The 24,108-nt window shown below is 73.7% G+C and carries 23 protein-coding genes; 8 read left to right on the top strand and 15 right to left on the bottom strand.

The window, feature by feature from the left end; genetic code table 11:
* Positions 1-24 precede the first annotated feature (24 nt).
* The 3 genes from C1A33_RS16250 to C1A33_RS16240 all read right to left on the bottom strand — a co-directional run bounded on the left by C1A33_RS16250 (position 25) and on the right by C1A33_RS16240 (position 3,053).
* The gene (locus C1A33_RS16250; protein WP_101832331.1) at positions 25-555 is read right to left on the bottom strand and encodes a DUF3592 domain-containing protein; all 531 of its coding nucleotides are present in this window, start codon (positions 553-555) and stop codon (positions 25-27) included.
* A gap of 160 nt (positions 556-715) precedes the next feature.
* A complete protein-coding gene (locus C1A33_RS16245) occupies positions 716-1,282 on the bottom strand; it encodes a sigma-70 family RNA polymerase sigma factor (RefSeq protein ID WP_101832330.1) in 567 nt (188 codons plus the stop codon).
* A gap of 124 nt (positions 1,283-1,406) precedes the next feature.
* Positions 1,407-3,053, bottom strand: coding sequence for an Hsp70 family protein (locus tag C1A33_RS16240; RefSeq protein WP_101832329.1), 1,647 nt, complete (start codon positions 3,051-3,053; stop codon positions 1,407-1,409).
* A 288-nt stretch (positions 3,054-3,341) separates the two neighbouring features.
* Between C1A33_RS16240 and C1A33_RS16235 the strand changes: the two genes are divergently transcribed.
* Positions 3,342-3,974, top strand: a complete 633-nt coding sequence (locus C1A33_RS16235; RefSeq protein ID WP_165818427.1) for an alpha-ketoglutarate-dependent dioxygenase AlkB — start codon at positions 3,342-3,344, stop codon at positions 3,972-3,974.
* A gap of 90 nt (positions 3,975-4,064) precedes the next feature.
* Here C1A33_RS16235 and C1A33_RS16230 read toward each other — a convergent pair whose 3' ends face one another.
* Positions 4,065-4,808, bottom strand: a complete 744-nt coding sequence (locus tag C1A33_RS16230; RefSeq protein WP_341477230.1) for an NADPH-dependent FMN reductase — start codon at positions 4,806-4,808, stop codon at positions 4,065-4,067.
* Between the two features lie 188 nt (positions 4,809-4,996).
* Here C1A33_RS16230 and C1A33_RS16225 point away from each other — a divergent pair, with 188 nt between their 5' ends.
* Positions 4,997-5,833 carry an SGNH/GDSL hydrolase family protein gene (locus C1A33_RS16225; protein WP_101832327.1) on the top strand — a complete coding sequence of 279 codons (837 nt, stop codon included), beginning with the start codon at positions 4,997-4,999 and terminating at the stop codon, positions 5,831-5,833.
* Between the two features lie 168 nt (positions 5,834-6,001).
* Here the strand turns inward: C1A33_RS16225 and C1A33_RS16220 are convergent, their stop codons facing one another.
* From C1A33_RS16220 to C1A33_RS37720, 3 genes are all read right to left on the bottom strand, one after another.
* A complete protein-coding gene (locus C1A33_RS16220) occupies positions 6,002-6,763 on the bottom strand; it encodes a class F sortase (protein ID WP_101832326.1) in 762 nt (253 codons plus the stop codon).
* Positions 6,760-7,620: a hypothetical protein gene (locus C1A33_RS37465; RefSeq protein ID WP_165818425.1), complete on the bottom strand. Its 861-nt coding sequence runs from the start codon at positions 7,618-7,620 to the stop codon at positions 6,760-6,762. Before C1A33_RS37465 ends, C1A33_RS16220 begins: the two co-directional genes overlap by 4 nt.
* A gap of 543 nt (positions 7,621-8,163) precedes the next feature.
* Entirely contained in the window at positions 8,164-9,300 is a 1,137-nt protein-coding gene (locus C1A33_RS37720) for a flavin reductase family protein (protein ID WP_115537962.1), read from the bottom strand.
* A 141-nt stretch (positions 9,301-9,441) separates the two neighbouring features.
* Between C1A33_RS37720 and C1A33_RS37460 the strand changes: the two genes are divergently transcribed.
* From C1A33_RS37460 to C1A33_RS16195, 3 genes are all read left to right on the top strand, one after another.
* The gene (locus C1A33_RS37460) at positions 9,442-11,949 is read left to right on the top strand and encodes a serine/threonine-protein kinase (RefSeq protein ID WP_279354643.1); all 2,508 of its coding nucleotides are present in this window, start codon (positions 9,442-9,444) and stop codon (positions 11,947-11,949) included.
* A 204-nt stretch (positions 11,950-12,153) separates the two neighbouring features.
* On the top strand, positions 12,154-12,300 hold the full coding sequence (locus C1A33_RS16200; protein WP_101832324.1) for a DUF1059 domain-containing protein: 147 nt from the start codon (positions 12,154-12,156) through the stop codon (positions 12,298-12,300).
* 479 nt (positions 12,301-12,779) lie between these two features.
* A complete protein-coding gene (locus C1A33_RS16195) occupies positions 12,780-14,999 on the top strand; it encodes an NADP-dependent isocitrate dehydrogenase (RefSeq protein WP_101832342.1) in 2,220 nt (739 codons plus the stop codon).
* A 174-nt stretch (positions 15,000-15,173) separates the two neighbouring features.
* Here C1A33_RS16195 and C1A33_RS16190 read toward each other — a convergent pair whose 3' ends face one another.
* Positions 15,174-16,490 (bottom strand): TIGR03564 family F420-dependent LLM class oxidoreductase, encoded by a 1,317-nt coding sequence (locus C1A33_RS16190; RefSeq protein ID WP_165818424.1) that lies wholly within the window; start codon positions 16,488-16,490, stop codon positions 15,174-15,176.
* A 107-nt stretch (positions 16,491-16,597) separates the two neighbouring features.
* Here C1A33_RS16190 and C1A33_RS16185 point away from each other — a divergent pair, with 107 nt between their 5' ends.
* The 3 genes from C1A33_RS16185 (at position 16,598) to C1A33_RS16175 (ending at position 18,027) form a co-directional block, all read left to right on the top strand.
* On the top strand, positions 16,598-17,206 hold the full coding sequence (locus C1A33_RS16185; RefSeq protein ID WP_101832323.1) for a TetR/AcrR family transcriptional regulator: 609 nt from the start codon (positions 16,598-16,600) through the stop codon (positions 17,204-17,206).
* 171 nt (positions 17,207-17,377) lie between these two features.
* Positions 17,378-17,650: a hypothetical protein gene (locus tag C1A33_RS16180; RefSeq protein WP_423748085.1), complete on the top strand. Its 273-nt coding sequence runs from the start codon at positions 17,378-17,380 to the stop codon at positions 17,648-17,650.
* Positions 17,647-18,027, top strand: a complete 381-nt coding sequence (locus tag C1A33_RS16175; protein WP_243407614.1) for a PIN domain-containing protein — start codon at positions 17,647-17,649, stop codon at positions 18,025-18,027. The genes C1A33_RS16180 and C1A33_RS16175 overlap by 4 nt, the downstream gene beginning before the upstream one ends.
* Positions 18,028-18,048: 21 nt before the next feature.
* Here C1A33_RS16175 and C1A33_RS16170 read toward each other — a convergent pair whose 3' ends face one another.
* The 7 genes from C1A33_RS16170 to C1A33_RS16140 form a co-directional block, all read right to left on the bottom strand.
* Positions 18,049-18,624, bottom strand: coding sequence for a flavin reductase family protein (locus tag C1A33_RS16170; protein WP_243407613.1), 576 nt, complete (start codon positions 18,622-18,624; stop codon positions 18,049-18,051).
* On the bottom strand, positions 18,621-19,706 hold the full coding sequence (locus C1A33_RS16165) for an LLM class flavin-dependent oxidoreductase (protein ID WP_101832321.1): 1,086 nt from the start codon (positions 19,704-19,706) through the stop codon (positions 18,621-18,623). Before C1A33_RS16165 ends, C1A33_RS16170 begins: the two co-directional genes overlap by 4 nt.
* Positions 19,699-20,790 (bottom strand): alpha/beta hydrolase, encoded by a 1,092-nt coding sequence (locus C1A33_RS16160; protein ID WP_101832320.1) that lies wholly within the window; start codon positions 20,788-20,790, stop codon positions 19,699-19,701. Before C1A33_RS16160 ends, C1A33_RS16165 begins: the two co-directional genes overlap by 8 nt.
* Complete coding sequence (locus tag C1A33_RS16155) at positions 20,787-21,176, bottom strand: RidA family protein (RefSeq protein ID WP_101832319.1); 390 nt, start codon at positions 21,174-21,176, stop codon at positions 20,787-20,789. Before C1A33_RS16155 ends, C1A33_RS16160 begins: the two co-directional genes overlap by 4 nt.
* A 5-nt stretch (positions 21,177-21,181) precedes the next feature.
* Positions 21,182-22,330 (bottom strand): LLM class flavin-dependent oxidoreductase, encoded by a 1,149-nt coding sequence (locus C1A33_RS16150; RefSeq protein ID WP_101832318.1) that lies wholly within the window; start codon positions 22,328-22,330, stop codon positions 21,182-21,184.
* A 65-nt stretch (positions 22,331-22,395) separates the two neighbouring features.
* The gene (locus C1A33_RS16145) at positions 22,396-23,217 is read right to left on the bottom strand and encodes an ABC transporter ATP-binding protein (protein WP_101832317.1); all 822 of its coding nucleotides are present in this window, start codon (positions 23,215-23,217) and stop codon (positions 22,396-22,398) included.
* Positions 23,214-24,108 (bottom strand): ABC transporter permease (locus C1A33_RS16140; protein ID WP_207770331.1); only part of this gene is annotated, 895 nt, incomplete at its 5' end. The genes C1A33_RS16140 and C1A33_RS16145, both read right to left, overlap by 4 nt.

Here is a 24,108-nt window from a genome sequence, read left to right as displayed (position 1 = left end):
GGGCGGGCGGACAGCGCCCGCCCGTCACCAGCGGAGGAAGAACGTGAGGCCGAACAGGACGAACCCCGCCGAGAACAGCACCAGGAAGATGGCCAGGCCGAAGCTGAACCCGCTCACCTCGCCGGCCGCCCGGACCGAGCCGGGATCATCCGCGTGGTAGACCACGGCCACCGCGGACGGGGGCCGGTGGGAGCCCGAGACGGTCTCGACATGCGTGACGCCGTCCCGGTCGATGTAGCGCACCTGCGTGTAGTGGCTCGTCGTCGTGGTCGTCGTGGTGAAGCCGTTCGCGTCCGTGCTGGTCGAGGTGGACGTCTCGGTCCAGGTGCGCAGCGCGGTCCCGGTCGTGCGCACGCCGCTCGCGCGCAGCTGCCCGATGTCCACCGTGTTCCAGATCGCCAACGCGAGGAACAGCAGCGCGAACCCCATCCAGACCACGCCGAACAGCGCCCCGCCCACGCTCCAGCCGAGTCGGGGCATCGACCGGCGCCGACGCGGCGCGCGCGCCGCCCGGCCGGCGACGCGGCGCGCGGCGAACGGGCGAGACCGTGGCATGAGCGTTGGCACCTGCCCGGATTCGACAGCGCTGGCTGACAGTGACCGGCGCGGCGGCCGGCGTAGGGGTCGGAACCGCACCCTAGTCGGTCGATGGGTGAACTGGGTCACATGTCGAGTTTCGGACGCGATGGAGGAGCGTGCCCGCGTGGCTGGCCGCTCAGCGGGTGCGCAGGCCGGTGCGGTCGACCTCGCGGCGCAGGGAGCGCAGAGCGTAGTGGACGCGGCTCTTCACCGTGCCCTCCGGCACGCCGAGCACGGCGGCGGCCTGGGCGCAGGTGCGGTCGCGCAGGTAGACCTCGGTGACGGCGGCGCGGTGCTCGGGCCAGATCCGGGCGAGGACCACCTCGACGGCGGCGGACAGCGCGACCGAGTCGGCATGGTCGGGCGCGGCGGCGAGATCGACGTGGTCCGCGGTGAACTCGAACTCGGTCGGGCGGGCCGCCCGACCGCGGAAGCCGTCGACGACGAGGTTGTGGGCCACCCGGCGCAGCCAGCCGTGGACCGACCCGCGTTCGGGCGTCAGCCGGTCCAGGTGGTGCCACGCGCGCAGGAACGTCTCCTGGACGACGTCCTCCGCCCGGCCGCGGTCGCCGCCGGTCAGCCCGGTGGTGTAGGCCAGCAGGGCGGCGCGGTGCCCGAGGACGAGGTCGGTGAACCGTGTCCGGGTGGCCGGACCCGCGTGGTCGTCGGCGTCCGGTGTCGTCTCCGCGCGGGTGTCTGCCATGACCTGACCGTCGCCCCTGCGGGGTGGCCATCGCTACGAGGCGTCCCCTCCTCCCATGGGGGACCGCCCTCGATTCGCGGGGGGTTGTCCCCACCCCCCGTACCCCGTCCGGGGGATGCGGTGATCAGGCGAGGACCATCGAGGCCCCGGCCGGGCGTGGGAGCAGCGGCGGCGCCGCGGAGCCGCGGGTGCGGTGCGCGTAGCCGTACAGGCCGCCGGCGACCGCCGCGAGCAGCAGCACCAGCACGGCGAGCGCGGTCACCACCAGCAGGCGTCGCGGCGACATCACCACCGGCGCCCCGGCGTCCGCCCACAGCCGAGGCCGCGTGCCGTCCTGCGCCCGTTGCACCGGCACCGCCGCCCAGTCCAGGACCGTGTGCGCGCCCGCCCTCGCCTCCGTACCCGTCATGGCCACTGTGCCGGCGATGGACTTCTGGCCGGCCGTCGCCTCTGGGCCGGCCGTCGCCTCTGGGCCGGCCGTCGCCTCTGGGCGGGCCGTCGTCTCGGGGCCCGAAGTTACCTCTGGGCCCGCCGTCGTGTCGGGAGCCGCGATTGTCCTTGGGCCCGTCGTCGTGTCGGAATCCGCGGTCGTCCCCTGGCCTGCCGCAGTCTCCAGGCCCGCGGTTGTCGCTGGGCCCGGCTCCGAGCGGGCCGGTGCGCTGGCACCGGCGGCCGTGGGCGCGACGGGTGCCGGGGCGAGCCGCGCGGCGGCGATGCGGGCCGCGCCCAGCGCGACCGCGTGCTTGGGATGGGCATCCACCAGGGCCGGACGGCCCAGCGCCGCCTCGATCATCCGCGCCACCAGCGGGACGCGGGCCGAGCCGCCGGACAGCAGGACGGCGGTGAGATCCTGCGGGGCGACCTCGGCCGAGCGTAGCGCCCGGTGCACCGCCTCCACCGTGCTGGCGAGCGCCGGGCTGATCATCTGCTCGAACGTCGCGCGCGTCAGGCGGACCTCGGCGCGGACCGCCGGCAGGGACACCGGGATCTCCGTCTCCTCGTCGAACGACAGCGCCTCCTTCGCCAGGACGCACTCCCGGCGAAGCCGGGCCAGGCCCACCATGTCGTCGCGGCTGTGCGGGTCGAGCGCGTCGACCGCACCACCGAGCTCGGTGTCGACGTGGCGGAGCACCGCCTCGTCGAAGTCGACACCGCCGAGCCACTCCACTCCCTCGGGCAGGCCGAGCGGGCGCGGTTGCCCGGTCTCGAAACGCAGCACCGCGGTGTCGAACGTCCCGCCGCCCAGGTCGTAGACGGCGACGAGGTCACCGTCGGTGAACATCCGGGTGGCCGCGAAGTGGGTGGCGGCGGCCACCGGCTCGGTGACGATGGTGACCGAACCGAGCCCGGCCAGGCGCGGCACCTCGTCGAACTGCTCCATCCGGTACGGGCCCCACACGGCCGGGCGGGTGAGCACGACCGCCGCGGGCGGCGCGCCTCGGGCGGCCACCGCGGCGCCGATGGCATCAGCCAGGGTGGCGGCGAGCAGCGCCGTCGGGGAGTAGGGAGCGCCGCCGAGCACCAGGGGGGTGGGATCGCCGAGGCGGCGCTTGAAGCCAGCGGCCGCGCGGTCCGGCACCCGCACGGCGCGGCGCGCCGCGGCCTCACCGGTCAGCAACCGGCCGTCGGCATCGGCGACGGCCACGGTGGGGGTGAGCACGCCGTGGCTGCCGAGACTGACCATCCCGACGTGCCCGCCGTCTCCCGGCGGCAGGCCGGTGGCGACCGCGGTGAAACTCGTGCCGAGATCGACTCCGAGGCCGTACCGCACGGTCGACTCCCGCCGGATGATGTCGTGATGGACGTGGTGGTTACGCCATGCCTGCTCCCTGTGCGCACTTCAGTGTAGGTCCGTCCCTTATGTGTCCAGCCGGGTCGGCAGCTATGGGGGCTGCATCCGGCGACCTCATCAGGAGCCGGCCGTGACCGCCGTGCCCACCGTGCCCCCCGGACGACCGCCACGGCACCCGGCCGGGACCCGGCGGACCGTTCGAGATCCCATCGTCGCCGCCCGTCGGAACGGTGGGAGATCGAACGTGTGTTTGATATCGTGATGGCCGTGGGGATCGCGCCGTTCCAGGCGTCGCTGCTCGACGCCGCACCCGCCGTCGAGGTCGGCCCGCTCGGGCCGTCCGTGCGGCGGCACCTGCTCGCGCCGGGGGCCTGGGTGGACGAGCGGCGCCGGTGGATCGAGGGGGCCGACGCGCTGTTCGAGCGGCTGCGCGCGGCGGTGCCCTGGCGGGCCGAGCGGCGGCCGATGTACGACCGGGTCGTCGACATACCCCGATTGCTGTCCTGGTACGGCGAGGGTGCCGCGCTGCCCGACCCGGCGCTCGACGCCGCCCACCGCGTGCTCGAGGCACACTACGGCGACGAGCTGGGGGAGCCGTTCGCCACCGCCGGGCTGTGCCTGTATCGCGACGGGCGCGACAGCGTCGCCTGGCACGGTGACCGGATCGGCCGCGGCGCCCGGGTCGACACGATGGTCGCGATCATCGTGCTCGGCAATCCGCGGCCGCTGCTGCTGCGCCCGCGCGGCGGCGGCCCGGTGCGCCGCCTCGACCTCGGCCACGGCGATCTGCTCGTCATGGGCGGCAGTTGCCAGCGCACCTGGGATCACGCCGTGCCGAAGACGGCACGCCCCGTCGGCCCCCGGATCAGCGTCCAGTTCCGTCCCCGCGATGTCCGCTGACCCGCCCCCGGCTCAGGCCGGCAGGTCGGCGAGGCAGATGCGGGCCAGGTGGCAGGGAAAGCGGGTCCGACCAGACGTGGAACGCGCGGCCTACGCGTAGGGCTCGCTGTCCCGCGCGACCCGCAGGGCCCGTCCCCACCAGGACATCCGGTCGAGCAACAGGTCGACGGCGGCCGCCGTGCCCCCGTCGGCCGCCACCCGGCCACCGTCGGCGAAGTCCGCCGCGCTCACCCCGTGCAGGCTGACGCTGTCGCGGACAGTGACGGCATGCTGCTCGGCGAAGACCGCCCGCAGGTGTTCCACGGCCCGCAGGCCACCGCTGACACCGCCATAGGAGACGAATCCGACCGGTTTGGCGTACCACTCCTGCCGGTAGTCGTCGATGAGGTGCTTCAGCGCCGCCGGATAGCTGTGGTTGTACTCCGGCGTGACGACCACGAAACCGTCGGCCGCCGCGAGCCGGCGCCCGACCGTCTCCCGCGTGGCCGGCGTGCCCACGTCATTCGTGCCCACGTCGTTCGTGCCCGCGTCATTCGTGCCCGCGTCGTTCGTGCCCGGATCGCCGGGGCTCACGCTGCCGGCGGCTGGCGACGCGATGTGCGGCAGCGCGGCCGGATCGACAAGGTCGAGGCGCACATCGTCGCGTCGCTGGGCAAGCGTGGCGAACCAGGCGGCCACCGTCGGGCCGAGCCGGCCGGCGCGGACGCTGCCGAGGAGCACGGCGAGCGTGAGCGGCCGCGGCGCCTCGCCGACGCCGCCGGGCCGGGGATCCCCGAGATGTGCGGCCGCGTGGGGCGTGGCCGCGTCGGGCGTGGTGGTCGTGGCGGATGTCAAGACGGTGCCTCCCGCGTGCTGGGTACGGACGCCCGACCGTCGGGCCGGGCGCGAACCCGATGCTGCGGGGTGAAGTCGACTTCAGGTCAAGCGGGCGCCCGGCGGGGCCCGCCCGGTTACGATGCGGGCGTGCCCGCCTGGCCGGCCGTCCGTCGCCGTCACGGGCGCGGGCCAGGGCGGAGGGCGGGATGATCGGGCGAGGTCGGGTCCTGATGGGAGCGGGCGCGGCGGGCGGCGGTGCCGTCGTTGGCGCGGGTGTGGGTCTGTGGCGGCTCGTCCTGTTCCAGGGCAGTGTGGCCGACCGCAAGGTGCGCCCGCTGACCACCCCTGCGCCGCCGGTGCGTGAGTTCTACGGCAATCCGACCCGCCCCCCGCTCACCCTGGCGATGCTTGGGGACTCCAGCGCGCAGGGCACCGGCGTGCACGACTACGACGACACCCTCGGTGGCTGGCTCGCGCGTCATCTCGCCGACGGCGGCCGGCACGTGCGGGTGGTCAGCGCCGCCCGGGACGGCGCCCGCGCCGCCGACCTCGCGGGTCAGGTCGCCCGCATTGCCCCAGCCTGTCCCGACCTCGTGGTCATCTCCATCGGCGTGAACGACATCCGCCATCGCACCCCGCCGGCGCGAGCCGCGCGCCACCTCGCCGCGGCCGTCACCGACCTTCGCCGCGGCGGCGCCCAGGTGATCGTCGGCACGACACCGGACCTGAGCATCATCGCCGCGGTGCGCCCGCCGTTGCGGGAGATCCTCTGGTTGCTCGGGCGCCGCCTCGAACGGGCGCAGACTCCCGCCGTCCTGGCCGCCGGGGGCACCCCGGTCCGGCTGCGCACCGAGGTGTCGCGCGCCTTCGCCGCCGACCCGACCCTGTTCGCCGCCGACGGCCTGCACGCCGCGGCCGCCGGCAACGCGCTCATCGGCGCCGCCCTGCTCACCGCCTTCCAGCCGCAGCCGGGCTCCGCCGAGGCGGGCGCGGCCGCCGCCGTGACCGGTGCGGTGAGTGTGGACGTGACCGCCGTCGGCTAGCGCCGGGCGAAGGCCCCACCCGAGGCCACCCACATCGCGCGGTGGGCGGGCGGCGACCGTCGGATCCTGATGACGACCGCGCGGCCAGCGCCCGTCGCGCAGACGATGGCGTCGTCGCGTGGCGGTGGGGAGCGGGGCCCGTGCGACGCCGTGGATGGCGCCGCGGGGTCACACCGGCAGGGCGAGGACGACGAGGTTGTCGCGGTAGCTGTGCCGCGCGCGGTCGAACGGGCCGCCGCAGGTGATCAACGCCAGTCTCGGCGGCCCGTCACCGCGGAACACCCCCGTGTCCGCGAGAGCCGACTTCGCGACGTGCACGCGGGCGACGACCCGATAGTCGTGCGTACGACCGTCGGCGCTGGTGACGATCACCGGGGATCCTGTCGCCACGCGGGCGAGGGGGAGCAGCGCGCCGGGCTGGCCGTCATAGTCGACGTGCCCCGCGATCACCACGGTCCCCGACGGGGCACCAGGCGCCGCGCCTGCCGCCCACCAGCCCACCGTCGCCGGATCGCGGGGCAGATCGAGGGTGTTGGTGGCACGGTCGGCGAGCTCGGGGACGACCGGAGCGTCGACGCCGGACGCCGGCACGGAGACGCGCGCCGGTCGCCGCCGTGCGGCGTCCCGCGAGTCGGCAGGGTCGGCCGGCAGTGGGGACGCGGCGAGGACTGTGCCCGTGTCCGGCCCGGCGGCGGCCGGGAGCGTCGCCGCCCCCGGCATCGCCGCCGAAGCCGAACCCGACGCGAGCGACCCGACATCGCCGGGTGCCCGTGACGTCGCCCACTCGACGATTCCGGTGACACCGACCGCGCCGGACAGCACGGCGGTGACGATCAGGAGACGACTGGCCAGGAGTCGCCGCCTGGCCAGTCGTCGCCGACGTGCCCGGACCGGCAGCGCGCCGCGTGGCCGATCCGCCGCGTTGGTCATCCCTGGCGGCGAGCCGGGCGTGACCGCCGGCGCTGCCAGCCGACAAGCACGCCGGCCGACCCGAACGCGAGGCCGAGGGCCCCGACGGTCAGCGCCGACGGCTCGTCGTCCGCCGCGGCCAGGCCGCTGTTGCCGGCGTTGACGGCGGAGGGAGTGGACGTCCCCACCCCGGGCGCTCCGGCCGACGGCCCCGACGGGTGCGAGACCGAGACCGGCTGCCCGCCGCCGCCCCCGGACGTGCCACCACCGGGCACGCCGCTACCCGGCATTCCTCCACCTGGTACGCCGCCGCCGGGTACGCCGCCGCCTGGTACGCCGCCGCCTGGTGCGCCGCCGCCGGGCACGCCGCCGCCTGGTACGCCGCCGCCTGGTACGCCGCCGCCTGGTACGCCGCCGCCGGGCACGCCGCCGCCTGGTACGCCGCCGCCTGGTACGCCGCCGCCGGGTACGCCGCCGCCTGGTACGCCGCCGCCGGGGACACCGGCACAGGTCTGCTTGTCCTTGTCGGGAACGCCGTCCTTGCAGGGAACGGGGCCGGGCGGGGAGACCGGGCCGGGGACGCCGACGGGGCAGGGCTCACCGTCCTTACCGGGCAGGCCGTCCTTGCAGGGGATCGGTACGGGGCCGGGCGGAAAGATCGGTCCGACGATGACCGTCACCGGCGGGATGATCGGCCCTGGGACGCCGACGGGGCAGGGTGCGCGGTCCTCGCCGGGCAGGCCGTCCTTGCAGGGCAGCGCGACGGGGACCGGAGGGGGAAAGAACCGGACGATCTCAGGGCTCGTCGGATCGGCCGCTCCCTGGCCCATCAGACTCCGGATCTTCTCCTGCAGGGTGCCGGTGGCGTCGGTGCTCACACCCGGTGGGCCTTGAAACAAGGTCACGGGTTCGGCATCCTGACCCGACGGCGTGGCTGCCCACGCCACGCCCGGGAATCCCAGCGACAGGGCGACCGTGGCCGTGACGGCGCCGATCGTTCGAGCTCCCGCTCTCGGCAGGGAGCGCGTGGTCCGTTGCATTCTAGTAGAGCTCCCGGCATGTTATCCAGATAGCTGGTCGTTCGCACCATACCGCTGGCGGGGCGTCTCGAAGATAGCGGTGGGACGACCGGTTCCCGCGATTGTTCACACGAGAGCACATGGCTCCGACCGGAATGCGTCGCGTTGGTCCGGCCAGCCGAGTGGCCGGCATACGGTCCGTCTGAAGTGCCAGCTCAGACGGGAAGTAGTCGGGTATGGAACCGGGTCTGGGAACCCTGCGGAGTGCGATACGGCGATGTCTCACCCCGCCCTCGAGTCATCGTTCGACGGGTACACCTCTGGTGGGTGGCGATGCGCTGGGCGGGCCCGCGTGGCCGGTCCGGATCCGGCCGGAAAGGGTGGTCTCGTAGCGGTCGGAAATCAGGAAACCGACGTCACTTCGACTCGTTGCCTCGTCTGATTGCCGCGATGTCGGGAGCGTGGACAGAAATCCCGGGTCAGGTGCGCCGGAACAGGCCCGCGGGAAAGACGTAGCCCCTTTGCGTGGGTAGCCGCCCGGCGTCGCGCGGGGATCGACGGGGGTACGCCGGCCGCGGCGCCGGCGGTCCGCCGGGACGGACATGGGCGTCCGCAGGCGGGGGTCCCGCGAGCGGGGGTCGCGGCGACCTCGTGCCCCACTCCACGGCTCGACCCGACGGCCGCGCGCCGGCGGCACCGGCGCCGCCGCCGCGGGCGAGGCGGGGAGACGCGGCGCCGACGGCGGCCGGCTGTCAGCCGCGCGCGTGCGGGGAGCCGCCGAGTCCCGCGACTACAGCGACCACGCCGGCCCTGCCGGCCGCGCGCGTGCGGGGAGCCGCCCCGTCCTGCCGGCCGGGACGGCGTCGCCCGGATACCGAGGTCGCCATCCACCGTGAAGTCGCCGCCGGGCGTGGGCCGCGATGCCGGCCCGGGCGTGGGCCGTGACGCCGGCCCGGGCGTCGGTCGCGCTGCCGGCCCGGGAGGGGCGGGCGTGGTCGGAGCGGGGGAGCGGGCGGCGCCGAGGAACGTGCCGTAGCCGCCGTCGTGATAGACGAGCGGCGCGGCGGCGCGCTCGGCGCGGCTGTCGAGGACCTCGGCGACGACCAGCATGTGGTCACCGGTGGTCAGACGCTCGCGGATCCGGCAGCGCAGCCAGACCGGTGCATCGAGCAGCAGCGGCTCGCCGGTGCGCAGCGGCCGCCAGCGGGTGGGCGCGGCGAAGCGGTCGACGCCGGTCGCCGCGAACCGGGCCGCCAGCTCCCGCTGGTCGTGGGCGAGCAGGTGGACGACGAGGGAGCGTGCCGTCCGCAACGCCGGGATCAGCGACGACTGGCCCGACAGCGCCAGCGACACCAGCGGCGGTCGCTCCGATAACGAGGTCACCGACGTCGCGGTGAAGCCCGCGGGGCCGCCGACCCCGGGGAACGTCACCACCGTCACGCCCGCCGCGTGTCGGCGGAACGCCGTGCGCAGTCCGTCGGCCGCGAGCGGCGCCGTCGCGGGGGCCCGGTCAGGTCGGCTCGGCATGTCCTTCGGCATGCCCCCCAGCCTTCACACCACGCATCCCGCGGCCAACGCCCGCCGCGCCGGTCCAGCACGGCGATCTGACGACGCGGGCCGGTAATTCACGTCGCAAGGGTGGATGGACGTCAGAGGATGGGGTCATAGAGTGACATCCTCGTGAACAAGGGGGCAGACCAGGCCATGCCGACGAACCCGGGCCAGGAACGGCGGCTCGCCGGCCGCTACCGACTCGGGCGGATGCTGGGCCGTGGCGGCAGCGGCATCGTCCGCGAGGGTGAGGATCTGCTGCTGCGCCGCCGGGTGGCGATCAAGGAGCTGCGCACCCCGGCCGCGGCCTCCGAGCAGGAGCACGCGGTGTTCGCCGAGCGGGTGCTGCGCGAGGCGCGCGCCGCCGCCCGGCTGCGTCATCCCGGCCTGGTCACCGTCTACGACGTCCTCGAGGCCGACGACCACACCTGGATCGTCATGGAGTACGTCGACGGGACGTCGCTGTCCGACCTCATCCGCGACCAGGGCCGCCTCAGCCCGCTGCGGACCGCCCGGATCGGCGTCAGCCTCGCCTACGCGCTGGAGGCGGCGCACCGTTCCGGTGTCGTGCACCGCGACGTCAAGCCGGGCAACGTGCTCGTCACCACCGACGGCCAGGCGAGGCTCACCGACTTCGGTATCGCCGTCACCGAGGGGGACACGACGCTGACCGAGGCCGGCACGCTCGTCGGCTCGCCCGCCTACATCGCCCCCGAGCGCGCCCGCGGAGCCCGGGTCGGCACTGCCGGTGACGTCTGGGGACTCGGCGCGACCCTGTTCTCCGCCGTCGAGGGTGTGCCGCCGTTCGAGGGTGAGGGGCCGCTGGCCATCCTCGCCGCCGTCGTCGAGGATCGGCGCCGGCCGTTCTGGCACAGCGGTCCGTTGCGCGGGGTGCTCGGCGCGCTGCTCGAGCCGGATCCCACGCGGCGGCCGTCCCTCGCCGAGGCCCGGGGCTGGCTGCGCGACATCGCCGATGGCCTGGAGGAGCAGGCCATCGGCGTCGAGGCGACCCTCGTCGAACTCCCGCGGTCCGACTCCGACGTCGACGAGTCGACGCGGACGGAGACGGCCGGATCGACCGAGGTGGCCGGGCCGGCGCTGGATGAGGTGGCCGCGGACGGACCGGCTGCCTCGGCGGAGGGGACCGCGGCCGCGTCGAGGTCGGCGGTGGGCAAGGACGTCGCTGACGAGGCGCCGGACATCGGTGACGCGGCGGTGGCCGGAAGGACAGCGGCGGCCAGTGAGGCCTCGGTGGCCGGTGAGATGGTGGTGGCCGGTGAGACGGTGGTGGCCGGTGAGACGGTGGTGGCCGGCGAGACGGTGGTGGCCGGCGAGGCGGTGGTGGCCGGCGAGGCTGCCGTGCCCATCGAGGCCAGGTCCCCCGAGGCCACACCGGCTGAGGATGATCGGTCCGCGGACGGGCGCGCCGACGACGAGCGTGTCGCCACGTCTGCGCCGGCGGACTCGGCGACGTCAGCCGTGGCGGGCGGTGACGGCGAGGGTGCCGGGGTGGCCGCGGGCGCGGCGGACCCCGCCGAGGGCGGTGCGCCAGCCGCTGGCACCGTGCAGGCCGAGGGCGGGCGTGATCACGCGACCCGTCCGGCGGGCATGGCCGGCGCCCCGGCCGGCGCCGCTGCCGCTGCCGCTGCTGCCGGTGCCGGTGCCGGTGCCGCTACTGGTGCTGGTGGGGTCGCAGCGGGTTCGGGCCGGGTCGGCGCGGGGACGGGAGCGGCGTCCGGGACAGAAGCCGAGTCGGGCCGGCGTGGGCGGCTCGGGGTGCTCGTGGCGGTCGCCGTGGCGGCGGCCGTGCTCGCGGCGGCGGCCGTGGTGCTCGGGTTGACGCTGGCTGGCGGCGGGCCGTCGACGCCGGCGGCGCACCCGACGTCGATCGCCGGCACGCTCACCCCGTCGGGACAGCTGCCCGCGTCGCGCCCGCCGCACGCGAGCCCGTCGCCGACCGGCTCGCGCGTCTCCGAGCCCGGGACCTCCACCGCCCCGGGAACGTCGCCGGCACCGGGGACGTCCGTCAGACCAGGCACGTCCGGCGCTCCCGGGACCTCCGCCGCCCCGGGGGGAGCACAGGCCCCCGCGACCGCGACGGGTGGAATGGCCGCGGTGGCGCCGGGCTCGGCGGGATCGCCGGCGAGGTCCGGCGATCTCGGGACGCTTGTCCCCAGCTCGACGCAGCCCGCCGCCGCACCCCGGGGCTACGCCAGCCATCGGGACGCCTCCGGCTGGTCGGTCGCGGTGCCCACCGACTGGCGGACAGACGTCCGCGGCGACGGGCGCGCCGTCTCCACCGCGCCGGGAGGCTATCCCGACCTGCTGGTCGAGGTGCAGCTGAAGGCCGGGGCGTCGGCGATCGGCGCCTGGCGGGATCTGGAACCCACCGTCCGCTCCAGCACCAGTGGCTACCGTCTGCTGTCCATCCGCGCGGCCGACGGCGGGGACGGCACAACCGCCGCGGTCTGGGAGTTCACCTTCACCGCCGGCGGGCGCACGATCCACGTCCTCGACCTCGGGATGATCCGTAACGGCCATGGCTACGCCCTGCGCTGGCGAGCCCCCGAGGACGGCTGGCCGGCGACCCAGGCGCAGCTGCGCACGATCGTGGGGAGCTTCCGCCCTGGTCCGTGAGCCGATGGTGGTCGGGACGAGGCCCGGATGTCCCGTGGGCGACGTCGACGTGTCGTCGCGGTTTCACGCTCACACCACGCGGCTGTCGTTCACCGCTGGCATCATGGTGGCAAGCCGTGCGGCGCGCCACACCCGGGACCACGTGTCCGCCGGGCGGGGCGCGTCCGGTACGGGCGAACACACGGCAAAGGACGGGAGAAGCCGGTGGCGAAGCGCCTGAACTGCCCCTGCGGCGAGTACATCGAGGGTGAGGACGAGGACGACCTGGTGGAGAAGACCCAGGCGCATCTGTCGGAGAAGCACCCCGGCCACGACTACACCCGCGAGCAGATCCTCTTCCTCGCCTACTGACCGGCCCGGGAGTCACCGCTCCCCGCGCCGCCCGGATGCACCTCGGTCCGTCCGGGCAGCGCGGTCGCATGGTCTGGCTATGTAGGCCCGCCGGTGGCGGGAAGCGGGCCGGAAGTCCGGTCGAGCTGGCCGGCGCCGGCCGGAAGCTCGACGGTCGGTGCCGCCGTGCGACGTCACGATCATCCGTGTCTCCGTAACCCGGACGATCCGGGCAGACACCAGCGGGCGGGCCGATGCCGTACGATCCCGGCGGCGGACCTCCGACCCCGGTGTCGACCCCGCTTTCCGAACCGGTCGCCGCGTGAGGCGCGCATTCCGGCGCGCCCCGTCTGCGGTCGCCCGGGACCGTCACGAAGGGTGATCGTATGGCGCTCGTTGGTCGACGAGCGAGCGCCCACACCCGAGTGCGCGTCCGAGGTGGCGGCCTATGCGCGGCATATCGTGATAGCCAGACGGAGTAGACGTGAAGCGGAGTGTCGGTGACTGACTCGACGATCATCTATACCCACACGGATGAGGCCCCGGCCTTGGCGACGTACTCGTTCCTGCCGGTTGTGCAGGCATACGCCGCCGCGGCGGGAGTACCCGTGGAAAGCCGCGACATCTCGCTGGCGGGGCGCATCATCGCCACCTTCCCCGAGCATCTCGAACCCGCGCAGCGCGTCGACGACGCGCTCGCCGAGCTCGGAGAGCTGGCGAGGACCCCCGGGGCGAACATCATCAAGCTGCCGAACGTCTCGGCGTCGATCCCGCAGCTCAAGGCGGCGATCGCCGAGCTGCAGGCGAAGGGCTATGCCCTGCCCGAGTACCCGGACGAGCCGAAGACCGACGCCGAGCGGGAGATCCGGGCGGCCTACGACCGGATCAAGGGCTCCGCGGTGAACCCGGTGCTGCGCGAGGGCAACTCCGACCGGCGCGCCCCCGCCTCGGTGAAGGCCTACGCCCGGGCGCACCCCCACCGGATGGGGGCGTGGGACGCGTCGTCGCGGACGAACGTGGCGACCATGGACGCCGACGACTTCCGTACCACCGAGAAGTCCGTCGTCCTCCCCGCGGACGACACGCTGCGCATCGAGCTGGTCGGCGACGACGGCACCACCACGGTGCTGCTGCCGTCCCTGCCGGTGCTCGCCGGCGAGGTCGTCGACGCCGCCGTGCTGCGCGTCGCCGCCCTGCGGGAGTTCCTCACCGCGCAGGTGGCCCGGGCCAAGGCCGAGGGCGTGCTGTTCTCGATCCACCTCAAGGCCACGATGATGAAGGTCTCCGACCCGATCATCTTCGGCCACGTGGTCCGCGCGTTCTTCCCGAAGACGTTCGCCGCCCACGGCGCCGTGCTCGCCGCCGCGGGCCTGTCGCCCAACGACGGCCTCGGCGGCATCTTCAAGGGTCTCGCCGCGCTGCCCGACGGGGACGCCATCCGCGCCTCCTTCGACGCCGAGCTCGCCGAGGGCCCCGCCCTCGCCATGGTCGACTCCGACCGCGGCATCACCAACCTGCACGTCCCGAGCGACGTCATCGTCGACGCCTCCATGCCGGCGATGATCCGCACCTCCGGCCACATGTGGGGCCCGGACGGCCAGGAGGCCGACACCCTCGCGGTGCTGCCCGACTCCAGCTACTCGGGCATCTACCAGGTCGTGCTCGACGACTGCCGCGCCCACGGCGCCTACAACCCGGCGACGATGGGCTCGGTGTCCAACGTCGGCCTGATGGCGCAGAAGGCCGAGGAGTACGGCAGCCACGACAAGACCTTCGAGATCGCGACCACCGGCACCGTCCGGCTCGTCAACGCCGCCGGCGAGGCCGTGCTCGAGCAGGCCGTCGCCGCCGGCGACATCTTCCGCGCCTGCCAGACGAAGGACGCCCCGATCCGCGACTGGGTGAAGCTCGCCGTCACCCGCGCCCGCGCCACCGGCGACCCGGCCGTGTTCTGGCTCGACGAGACCCGCGCGCACGACGCCCGCCTCATCGAGAAGATCCGCGCCTACCTGCCCGAGCACGACACCACCGGCCTCGTCCTGGAGATCAAGGCCCCCGTCGAGGCGATCCGCTTCTCCCTCGAGCGCCTCCGCCGCGGCGAGAACACCATCTCCGTCACCGGCAACGTGCTGCGCGACTACCTGACGGACCTGTTCCCCATCCTGGAGCTCGGCACGAGCGCCAAGATGCTCTCCGTCGTCCCGCTGATGAACGGCGGCGGCCTGTTCGAGACCGGCGCCGGCGGCTCCGCGCCCAAGCACGTCCAGCAGCTGGTCAAGGAGAACTACCTGCGCTGGGACAGCCTCGGCGAGTTCCTGGCGCTCGCGGTCAGCTTCGAGCAGTTCGCGACGACCACCGGCAACACGCGGGCCAAGGTCCTCGGCGACACCCTCGATCGGGCCACCGCGACGTTCCTCAACGAGGACAGGTCGCCGGCGCGGCGCGTCGGCGGCATCGACAACCGCGGCAGCCACTTCTACCTGTCGCTGTACTGGGCCCAGGAGCTCGCCTCCCAGACCGACGACCCGACGCTCGCCGCGACCTTCGCCCCCCTGGCCAAGACCCTCACCGACCAGGAGAAGACGATCGCCGACGAGCTCCTCGCCGTCCAGGGCGCGCCCGTCGACCTCGGCGGCTACTACCAGCCAGACCCGGTGAAGGCCACCGCCGTCATGCGCCCCTCGGTCAGCTTCAACGAGGCCCTCACCCTCCTCGCCTGAAAAGATCAGCCAGTCCTGCTGGCACGGTCCCGCCCGCGGCAGCGGCGGTTGGGACCACAGCACCGCACCCGAGGCGGACCGGCCTTCCGGTCCGCCTCGACGCGTTCCACCCACCCGATGTCGTCACCCGCGGGTTCGTGGATCACCGGTGGCTGGTTTGGTTCAGGCCTGGCGTCAGTCGGTCCGTGGGCTCCGAACGCGACGGTGGGAGATGCGCCAGCCGGCGTCGGTGTGGGTGACGGTGTCGTCGTAGAGGCAGGTGCCGGTTCGGCCGTCCGCCATGACTGCCAGCCCCTTGGATCGGACGGTGGCAGTGCCGTCGGGGCGATCATCAATGATGATGTTGCTGACGTGGTGGCCGGCGGGTTGGGCGCCGGGACGCTCGTGGTGGAGACGCGCGATGGCTGGCAGTCCGTCGACGGCGCCCAGGCCGTAAGCGGTCACGTCGTAGACCGCGTCCGGAGTGAACAGAAGTGCGAGGTCCTCGGACCGGCGGTCGTCCGCCAGGTGTCCGTGCAGCGCGATGAGCTCGTGGATCGCCACGCGGTCGCTGGTCGTCAGCGGCCTGGAGCGCCGGGCGCCGGACGGTGCGAGCCCGGCGAGCACAGCGGTCGTGCGGGCCTTCTCCTGCGCGGTGCCGAACGGCGCGGCGGCGAGTTCGGTGACACCCGCGTCGGCGAACCCGCGCAGGTGTCGCGCGACGCTGTCCTCGTCGCCGATCACCGCGACGTCCTGCGCGCCACCGACGCCCTCACGGTCGAGGACGGCCCGGTACTCGCGGACCTGTCCGGCCAGGGCGTAGCGGGCCGCGATCCGGCCGCGGGCGCTGTCGCGGTCGTCGGTGACGCAGACCAACGCGCCGGCGACCACGCGGGGATCATCGCGGCCGGCGGTCCGCGCCGCGCGGGTGAGCGTGGGCACGATGTGCTGACCAAGAGATCGTGGACCGGCCATCCAGGTCACCGTTCCGTCCGTCAGCTCGCCGGCGACCCGCAGCATGTGGGGTCCGAGCGCCGCCAGGAGCACCGGCGGCGGGCATGTCGTGGGAAGGTCGATCTGGCCGACCGCGGTGAGCGTCTCGCCGTGATGCTCGACCGCCTCCCCGCGCAGGAGCGGACCGAGCACGGAGAGATATTCGCGCATTCGGCGCGCCGGTTGGTCGTGCGGCAGACCGAACACTCCCCCGACCATGGCGCCCACCCCGGCGCCGATCCCGAGAGTGAGCCGGCCGCCGACGGCCGCCTGGACGCTGAGCGCCTGCCCGGCGAGGACCAGTGGGTGACGCTGCGCGACCGGCACCACCCCGGTACCGAGGCCGATCTCGGGAACGGCGGCGCCCACGAGTGCGAGCAGGGTGAGGCTGTCCCAGCCGAGGGCCTGCGCCGCCCACACCGCGCTGGCCCCGCCGCACGCGGCCGTGCGGGCCGCCGTGACGCTCTCCTCCAGTGAGCTCGGGCCGCTCACGTCTCCGACGTACACGGCGATGTCCATACTGCCTCCAGGTAGAGGGTCCGTCGCGTTGACGGATTCCGGAGAAGTTCTCCGTTTTCCGGTCGCTACGATATGGAGAACTTCTCCGGAAGGCAATGGGAGGTCGGATGTCAGGAACGGCTTCCGGGGCGCCGCGGCGTCAGCGGGCCGACGCGGTCGCGAACCGGGCCCGGGTGCTGGCGGCCGCGCGGGAGGTGTTCACCGAGCGCGGCGGGCGTGCGTCGCTCAACGAGGTCGCGAAGCGAGCCGCGGTCGGCCCGGGCACGGTCTACCGGCACTTCCCGACGCTGCAGGCACTGCTGGTCGACCTCGTGCGGGGCGACGTCGAGCGCGTGTGCCAGCGTGGGCGGGAACTGGCGACCCACGAGGACCCCGATACCGGCCTGCGGATCTGGCTGCGGGAGTTCGCGGCGCACGCGTGCGCGATGCAGGGTCTGCTCGCCGCGCAGCTCGCCGTGGAGTTCGCCCCCGGTGACGGCAACGCCCTCGCCGCCTGCCACGACGCCCTCGTCGCCACAGCGGGCGAGCTCCTCGACCGGTCGAAACGGAGCGGGACGACGCCGCCCACCGTGGACGCGCCGGACCTCCTACGCCTCGTCAACGCCATTGCCTGGGCCAGTCAGCAGGCTCCCGACGACACCGACCTCATCGACCGACTGCTCGCCATCTCCCTGGGTGTGGGCGCGGCGCGCCCCCAGCCGAGCGGATCGCTGTAGGCCGCATCACCGCAGGCGCGGGTTCCGGGTCGGGTGCCGCACCCGTACGCCTCCCTCGGTGATCATGTTGGCGGCAACCGTATTTTCTTCAAAGCAGATCCACTTCCAGGTCACGTGTCGTACGGTGGTCGGGTACTGTCCGTCCGGATTCCTAGCGGAGGAAGCATGGCCGTGACCGAAGCCATCATCCAGGTTCCACAGGATGTACACGAGGCGCTCGTGCGGATCGCCCGGGACGAGGGAATGTCCGTGCGGACCTACCTCACGCGGTTGGCCCGGTCCGCCGACGTGTTCACGGAAGAGGAGCGGCGCGAGCAGTCCGAGCGGGCGCTGGCCGCCCTGTTCGCCTTCAGCGGCTACAACCCGACACCCGAGGAGGAGGCTGAAGCCGACGCCGAGCTCAGGCGCCGGTTCGCCCAGGCCGGTATCCCGGTGTCGTGGTGAGAGTCTCCACCCACGTGGTGCTGGACGCGACGGCGATGCTCGCGGTCGGGCGTGGCAACATCGTCGCCTCCCGGTTGATCCGCCGGGCCGGCGAGGGCGACGGCGTCTACCTGTATGCGCCGACCTGTGCGCTGGTGGAGGCCGACCGCACCCGGCGCGGCGTCGCCGAGCACATCGCCTCGCTGCGGGCGATCTCCTTGGTCGACCTCGATCTCGCCGCAGCCCTGGCGGTCGCCAGGGACCGGACGTGGGCGGCGGCGCACGTTCGTCACGTCGCCGCGCCCACGCCCCTACGCGTCGGCACGGTGGCTATCGCGACCTCCGTCCCGTCCGACTGGTCAGGGGAGGACATCGAGATCATCGATCTCGCGGCCTGAGGACGCGTCGGGGCTCGGCCGTCAGGAGGCGGCGAGGCGGCGGAACTGGCTGGCGTGGAAGACCAGCGGGGTGATCTGCGGGTCGGCGCGCATCGCGACGACCCGCAGCACGGCGATGACGTGGTCGCCGGCGGGCATCTCGGCGTGCGGGACGCATTCCAGCCAGGCACTGGCCCCGGCGAGCAGCACCGCACCCCGCCCGGTCGTGATCACCGGCAGGCCGGCGAAGCGGTCGCCCTCACGGGCCGACAGCTGACGGCAGGCGACGCCGTGCTCCTCGCCCAGGACGCTGATACCCAGGTGGGACAGCCGCCGCAGCCGCGGCCAGGTCGTCGAACTCGTCTGCAGGCACACCGAGACCAATGGCGGGTCCAGCGAGACGGGCGTGAAGGTGCTGACCGCCATGCCCACCGGCCCGGCGGCCGCCCCCTCGCCGTCCGTACCCGGCGCGGCAGCGAGGTCACTCCCGCAGATGGCCGCCACCCCGCTGGGGAAGCAGCCGAAGGCCCGGCGCAGCATCCGCGGGTCAGCCCCGCCGTCCGCGAGCGCAGTCAGCTCCGACCAGGCGCTCTCGGTGGACTCGACGTCGGCGGTCACGCCGCGACCTTGTGGCCGAGGCCGCCGCGGACCAGGGCGGGGATCACCTGTTCGCCAAGGACCTCCAGGTCGGCGATGAAGTCCGGCATGATGAACACGGCCGAATCCAGATCGGCGGCGCTGATGATGTCGGCGAGCTGCTCGGTCAGGCTTTCCGGCGAGCCGATCAGGGTTCCGGTGCTGATCGCCGTGGAGTTGCTCCACTCGTGGGCGGTGGCAGCGGCGGCCTTCTTGTCCCGGGCGACCACGCCGTGCTCGGCGAGCATGCGGCTCATCGCCTCGTCGTCCCGGCCGGCGTTGTACAGCTCGACGCGCCGGCGGGCGTCCGCGTCGGTCTCCCCGGGAATGACCATGAAGATGCAGTAGGTCTTCAGATGCCGGCCGGCCTCCTCGCCGATGCGCCGGGCCCGCGCGCCCAGCTCGATCATCGAGTCCCGGGAGGTGCCCTCGATGAGCGCGCCGTCGAGGTTCTCCGCGGTGAAGCGCAGGCCCACGTCCGAGACGGCGGCGCAGATCATCGGCGGGATGCCGACGAGCGGCTTCGGATTGGACTGGCAGTCGGTGAGGGTGAAGAACTCACCCTCGTAGTCGACCGACTTCTCCGTCCACAGCAGCTTCACGACCTCGACCCACTCGCGGGCGCGGCGGTACTTGTCGGCGTTGTCGAGGGACAGCCCGAGACCCATCTGGTTCTCCGACATCCGGTTCCCTCCGGCGACGATGTTCAGCCCCGACCGCCCACCGCTCACCTGATCCAGCGTGGCGACCATCTTCGCGGCGACCGCGGGGTGCAACAGGGCGGTGTTGCACGTCGACCAGACACCGATGCGCTCGGTGGCCTCCGCGAGCCCGGCGCTGGTCGTCAGCGATTCGAGGTTGACATCGAAATGTCCGCTCGGGCCGCCATACCCACGCCAGACCGCCTGGGAGAGGGTGAAGTCGAAACCGAGCCGTTCGGACAGCTGGGTGACGCGCCTGTTGTAGGCGTAGCTGGCGTCGAGTTCCGGCGTGGTCGTCGACGGAATCCACCCGCCGCTGCCAACCGGCAGGAACACCCCGTACTCCACGTTCTTGTCAGCCATGCTGGTGTCCTCTCCCTGTCGGTGCGGTCGGTGCGGTCGGATCGGTCGGTGCGGACAGTGCGGCGCGAAGCTGGTCGGCGGCCGCGTCGAGCGCGATGGCGCCGCTCGCGATGGCGGGCATGCAGACGAAGCCGTGCGGAACGCCCTCGACGAGCAGGGTGCGTACGGCCACCCCGGCGTCCTCCAGCCCCCGCGCGTAGGCGACGGCCTCGTCTCGTAGTGGGTCCGCACCGGCGATGACGACGGTCGCGGCGGGCAGGCCCGCCAGCGTCGCGGCGCGCAGGGGACTGGCGTCGGGATGGTTCCGGGCCGCCGGGTCGGGCGCGTACAGGTCCCAGAACCAGGCCATGTCGTCGCGGCTGAGTATCAGCCCGTCGCCGTAGCGGGTGTAGGAGTCGCGGTCGAGGTCGCAGTCGAGCACCGGGCAGAACAGCACCTGATGCGCCGCCGGCGGTGCGACACCGTCGCGGCAGCGGCGGGCCAGCGCGGCGGCGAGCGCGCCGCCGGCACTGAGACCCCCGACGACCAGCCGGGTCGGCAGCGGCCCCATGGGCCATGGGGGAGCCGCCCGTCCGGACGCGACCAGGTCGGCGACCGCCTGCGCGTCGTCGAGGGCGGCCGGGAAAGGATGCTCGGGTGCGAGCCGGTAGTCGACGCTGACGATCGCGACCTCGCCGCGGTCGGCCAGCACCCGGCACACACCGTCGTTGATGTCCAGGTCGCCGAGCGCCCACCCGCCGCCGTGCAGGTAGACGACCGTCGCCGCCTCCCGGCCGTGCCGGGGCCGGTAGCACCGCACCGGCAGCGGCCCGCCCGGGCCCACAAGGGTGTAGTCGATGAGGAACACCGCCGGGTCCGACCGCGGCGCAGGCGGGCGACCGATACGCGCTCGCGTCCGGGCCTCGGCGATCCCGGCGAGGTGGCGGGCGACCTGGCCCGCCGCGGCGGCGCGGGCGCGGGCCTGGGCGACGACCGCGGCGGCGTCCGGATCGCTCAGCCGCGCGTCGAGCCACCGCGCGTCGACCAGGGGCACGTCGGCCGGCGGCGCGTCGGTCGGGCCGATGCCGGGCGCGGGACGGCTCACCGCAGGACCGCCACCGCGTCGATCTCGACCAGCGCGCCCGGCAGCGCGAGACCGGCGACGACGAGCAGGGCGCTCGCCGGCGGGGTGAGCCCGGCGAAGCGGCGCTCGCGCGCGGTGACGATGGCGTTGACGCAGTCGGCGCTGGTCGTCCAGGCGGTGACGCGGACGATGTCGGCGAGGCTGCCGCCGCCAGCGGCGACGATCGCCTCGATCTGCGTCCACACCCGGTCGAGCTGGCCGTGGATGTCGCCGGGGGCGACGACCTGCCCGTCCGGTGTGAGTGGAAGCTGCCCGGCCACATACAGGGTGGGGCCGGTGGCGAGGACGGCGGCGGAGAACGACGGGTGGCGGTAGAAGCCGTCGGGTGCGACGGCGGTGCCCGGCATGGCGGTCAGCCCCTTCCGGCGGCGGCGACCATGGTCGACGCGGCGGCCGTGGCGGTGGCGGCGGCCGTGGCGGTGGCGGTGGCGGCGAGAGTGTGCACGCCGCGCTCGGCGAGCAGGGGGGCCACCCGGGTGGCGACCGTGCGCAGGTCGTCGAGAAAGTCGGGAACGATGAGGGTGATGCCGTCGAGGTCCCCGTCCAGCACCAGGCCGGCGATCGTGGCGGCGATCGTCTCCGGCGCGCCGACCACGGAGCCCTCCGACACGGCGAGCAGGTCGCGGCCGTTCTGGACCATGCGCCGGGCCATCGTGTTCTCCCTGACGTCCTGGCCGTACTCGAACGCCTGGGTGCGCAGCGCCTCGACGTCGACGCCGGCGTTGTAGTCGTCGACCCGAGCCTGGGCCTCGGCGTCGGTCTCGCCGGGGATGACCGTCAGCAGCGCGTAGGTCTTCGTGGTCCGGCCGAGCTCGGCGGCGATCTCCTTGGCCCGCAGCGCGCGGCTGACGAGGTCGGCGTGGCTCTGTCCGGACAGGAAGCAGCCGTCGCAGTGCGAGATCGTGAAGCGGAAGCCGGTGTCCGACGTGCCCGCGCAGACCACCTGGGGGTGCCGGCGTGGCTTGGGGTAGGACATGCAGTCCCGCAGCGTGTAGAACTCGCCGTCGAAGTCGACCCGGTCCTCGGACCACAGCCTGCGGGCCGCGGTGATCCACTCCTCGGCCAGCGCGTAGCGGCCGCGGTGGTCCAGGTCGCGCCACAGCCCCATCTGCCCCTGGTCGGACGGGTTGGAGCCGGCGACCAGGTTCAGGCCGAAGCGTCCGCCGGAGATCTGGTCGAGGGTGGCGGCCATCTTCGCCACCACCGCCGGGTGGAAGATCATCGTGTGGACGGTGGCCCAGATCTGGATGCGGCTCGTGGCGTCGGCGAGGCCCGCCATCGTGGTCATCGACTCAAGGGTGTAGTCCCAGTGGCCGGTGCTGCCGCCGTAGCCGCGCCACTTGGCCATGCTCAGCGCGAAGTCGAGGCCCAGCTGTTCGGCGAGCAGGGTCACCTCGCGGTTGTAGCCGTAGGTGGAGCGGATGTCGGGGCTGGTCACCGATGGGATCCACCCGCCGTTGCCGACGGGGATGAAGACCCCGAGTTCGACGTGCTTGCTCATGCTGTGATGCCTCCGCTGCGATGGGGGCGGGCCGGTCGCGCGGGCCGCCCGGGCGGGTCCGCCGCTCAGCGCGCTCCGCCGCCCTCGAGCAGGTGGAGCAGGCGGCGCTCGATGTCGATGAAGCCCGGCGAGGTGAACGTGTCGATGCCGCGCGGGCGCGGGATGTCGACCTCGATGCCCTGGACGATCGTCGCCGGGCGCGGGCTGAGCACATGGACGGTGTCGGCGAGGAAGACGGCCTCGCGGATGTCGTGGGTGATCAGTAGGATCGTCCACTGGAACCGCTGGCACATCCCGGCGAGCCACAGCTGCATCTCGGTGCGCGTCAGCGAGTCCAGCGCGCCGAACGGCTCGTCGAGCAGCAGCAGCGGCCGGTCCATCACGACCGTGCGCAGCAGTGCCGCGCGCTGGCGCATCCCGCCCGACATCTCGAACGGGTAGGCGTCCTGGTAACCGTCGAGGCCGAAGGTCGCGAACAGCTCGTCGACCCGCTCGCGTGCGGCCCGCCGGCGCATCCCGCCGACCTGAAGGCCGAGGATGGTGTTGTCCCGCACGGTCCGCCAGGGGAACAGCAGGTCCTTCTGCGGCATGTAGGCGACCTGGCCGGGCCGGCCGACCAGCGACTCGCCGCTGAGCGTCACCGTGCCGCCCGACGGTGGCTCCAGCCCGCTGATGATGTTGAACAGGGTGCTCTTGCCGCATCCGCTCGGCCCGATCATCGCGGTGAACTCGCCGGGGCGCACGGTGAGCTCGACGTCGCGCAGCACCGACCGCGTGCCCTCGCCGGGCACGGCGAAGGACTTGCCGAGCCCCCGGATCTCCAGCCGCGGGCCCTGCTCGGCACGCGGCGACGCGTCCAGGATCGCGTCCGCTGTGGGTGCACTCATGATCGGCTCATCCTCCGCAGGGCGCGCTGCCAGGGCATGACCAGGCGCTGGACGAGGTAGGTGGCGAAGAACAGCGCGATGCTCAGCAGCGACGTGATGCCGACGGCGGCGAGCACCAGGTCGGTCCGGAACGCGCTCTTCTGCTGCTGCATGTAGATGCCGAGGCCGAACTGGGCGCCCACGTACTCGGCGAACACCGCGCCGACGACGGCGTAGGCGATGCTCACCCGCAGGCCGGCGAAGAAGTACGGCAGGGCGCTGGGCACCCGCACGGTGACGAAGCAGCGCACCCGCCCGGCGCCCATCGAGCGCAGCAGGCGCATCGCGTCGCCGTCCGCCGACGCGAAGCCCTCGGCCAGGTTCACCGCGAGCGGGAAGAAGGTCACCAGCACCACCACGATGATCTTCGGCAGGAGGCCGAAGCCGAACCAGATCACGAACAGCGGCGCGATCGCGATGATCGGAATCGTCTGGGAGGCGACCATCAGCGGGTAGAGCACCCGCCGGCTCCAGGCGGAGAAGTCCAGGACGGTGGCGACCAGCCAGGCCGCCGCGAGGCTGACCCCGAAGCCGGCCGCCGTCTCCTTGAACGTCGGGACGGTGTGCCGCCACAGGATGTCCCGGAACTCGAAGCCCTGGCGCACGATGCGGACCGGTCCGGGCAGCGTCATCGGCGAGATGCCGCTGACCCGGACGTAGATCTCCCAGCCGGCGAACAGGGCGACGAACACCAGCGCCGCCGGCAGGACGTCGCCGACCCGCCGGATGGCCACGCGGACCCCGGTCCGGCGCCGGCCAGGCGGGGCGATCGCCGATGATCCGGACGGCGCCACGGCAGCGTCGGTCTCCGCGATGCCGGTGGATCGCTGGACGGGGGGCGACGCCGCGGGC

The organism is Frankia canadensis, assembly GCF_900197875.1.
Lineage (GTDB): Bacteria > Actinomycetota > Actinomycetes > Frankiales > Frankiaceae > Frankia > Frankia canadensis.
The sequence above is the reverse complement of the archived record's forward strand: the minus strand, read 5'-3'. Positions and strand labels throughout refer to the sequence as shown.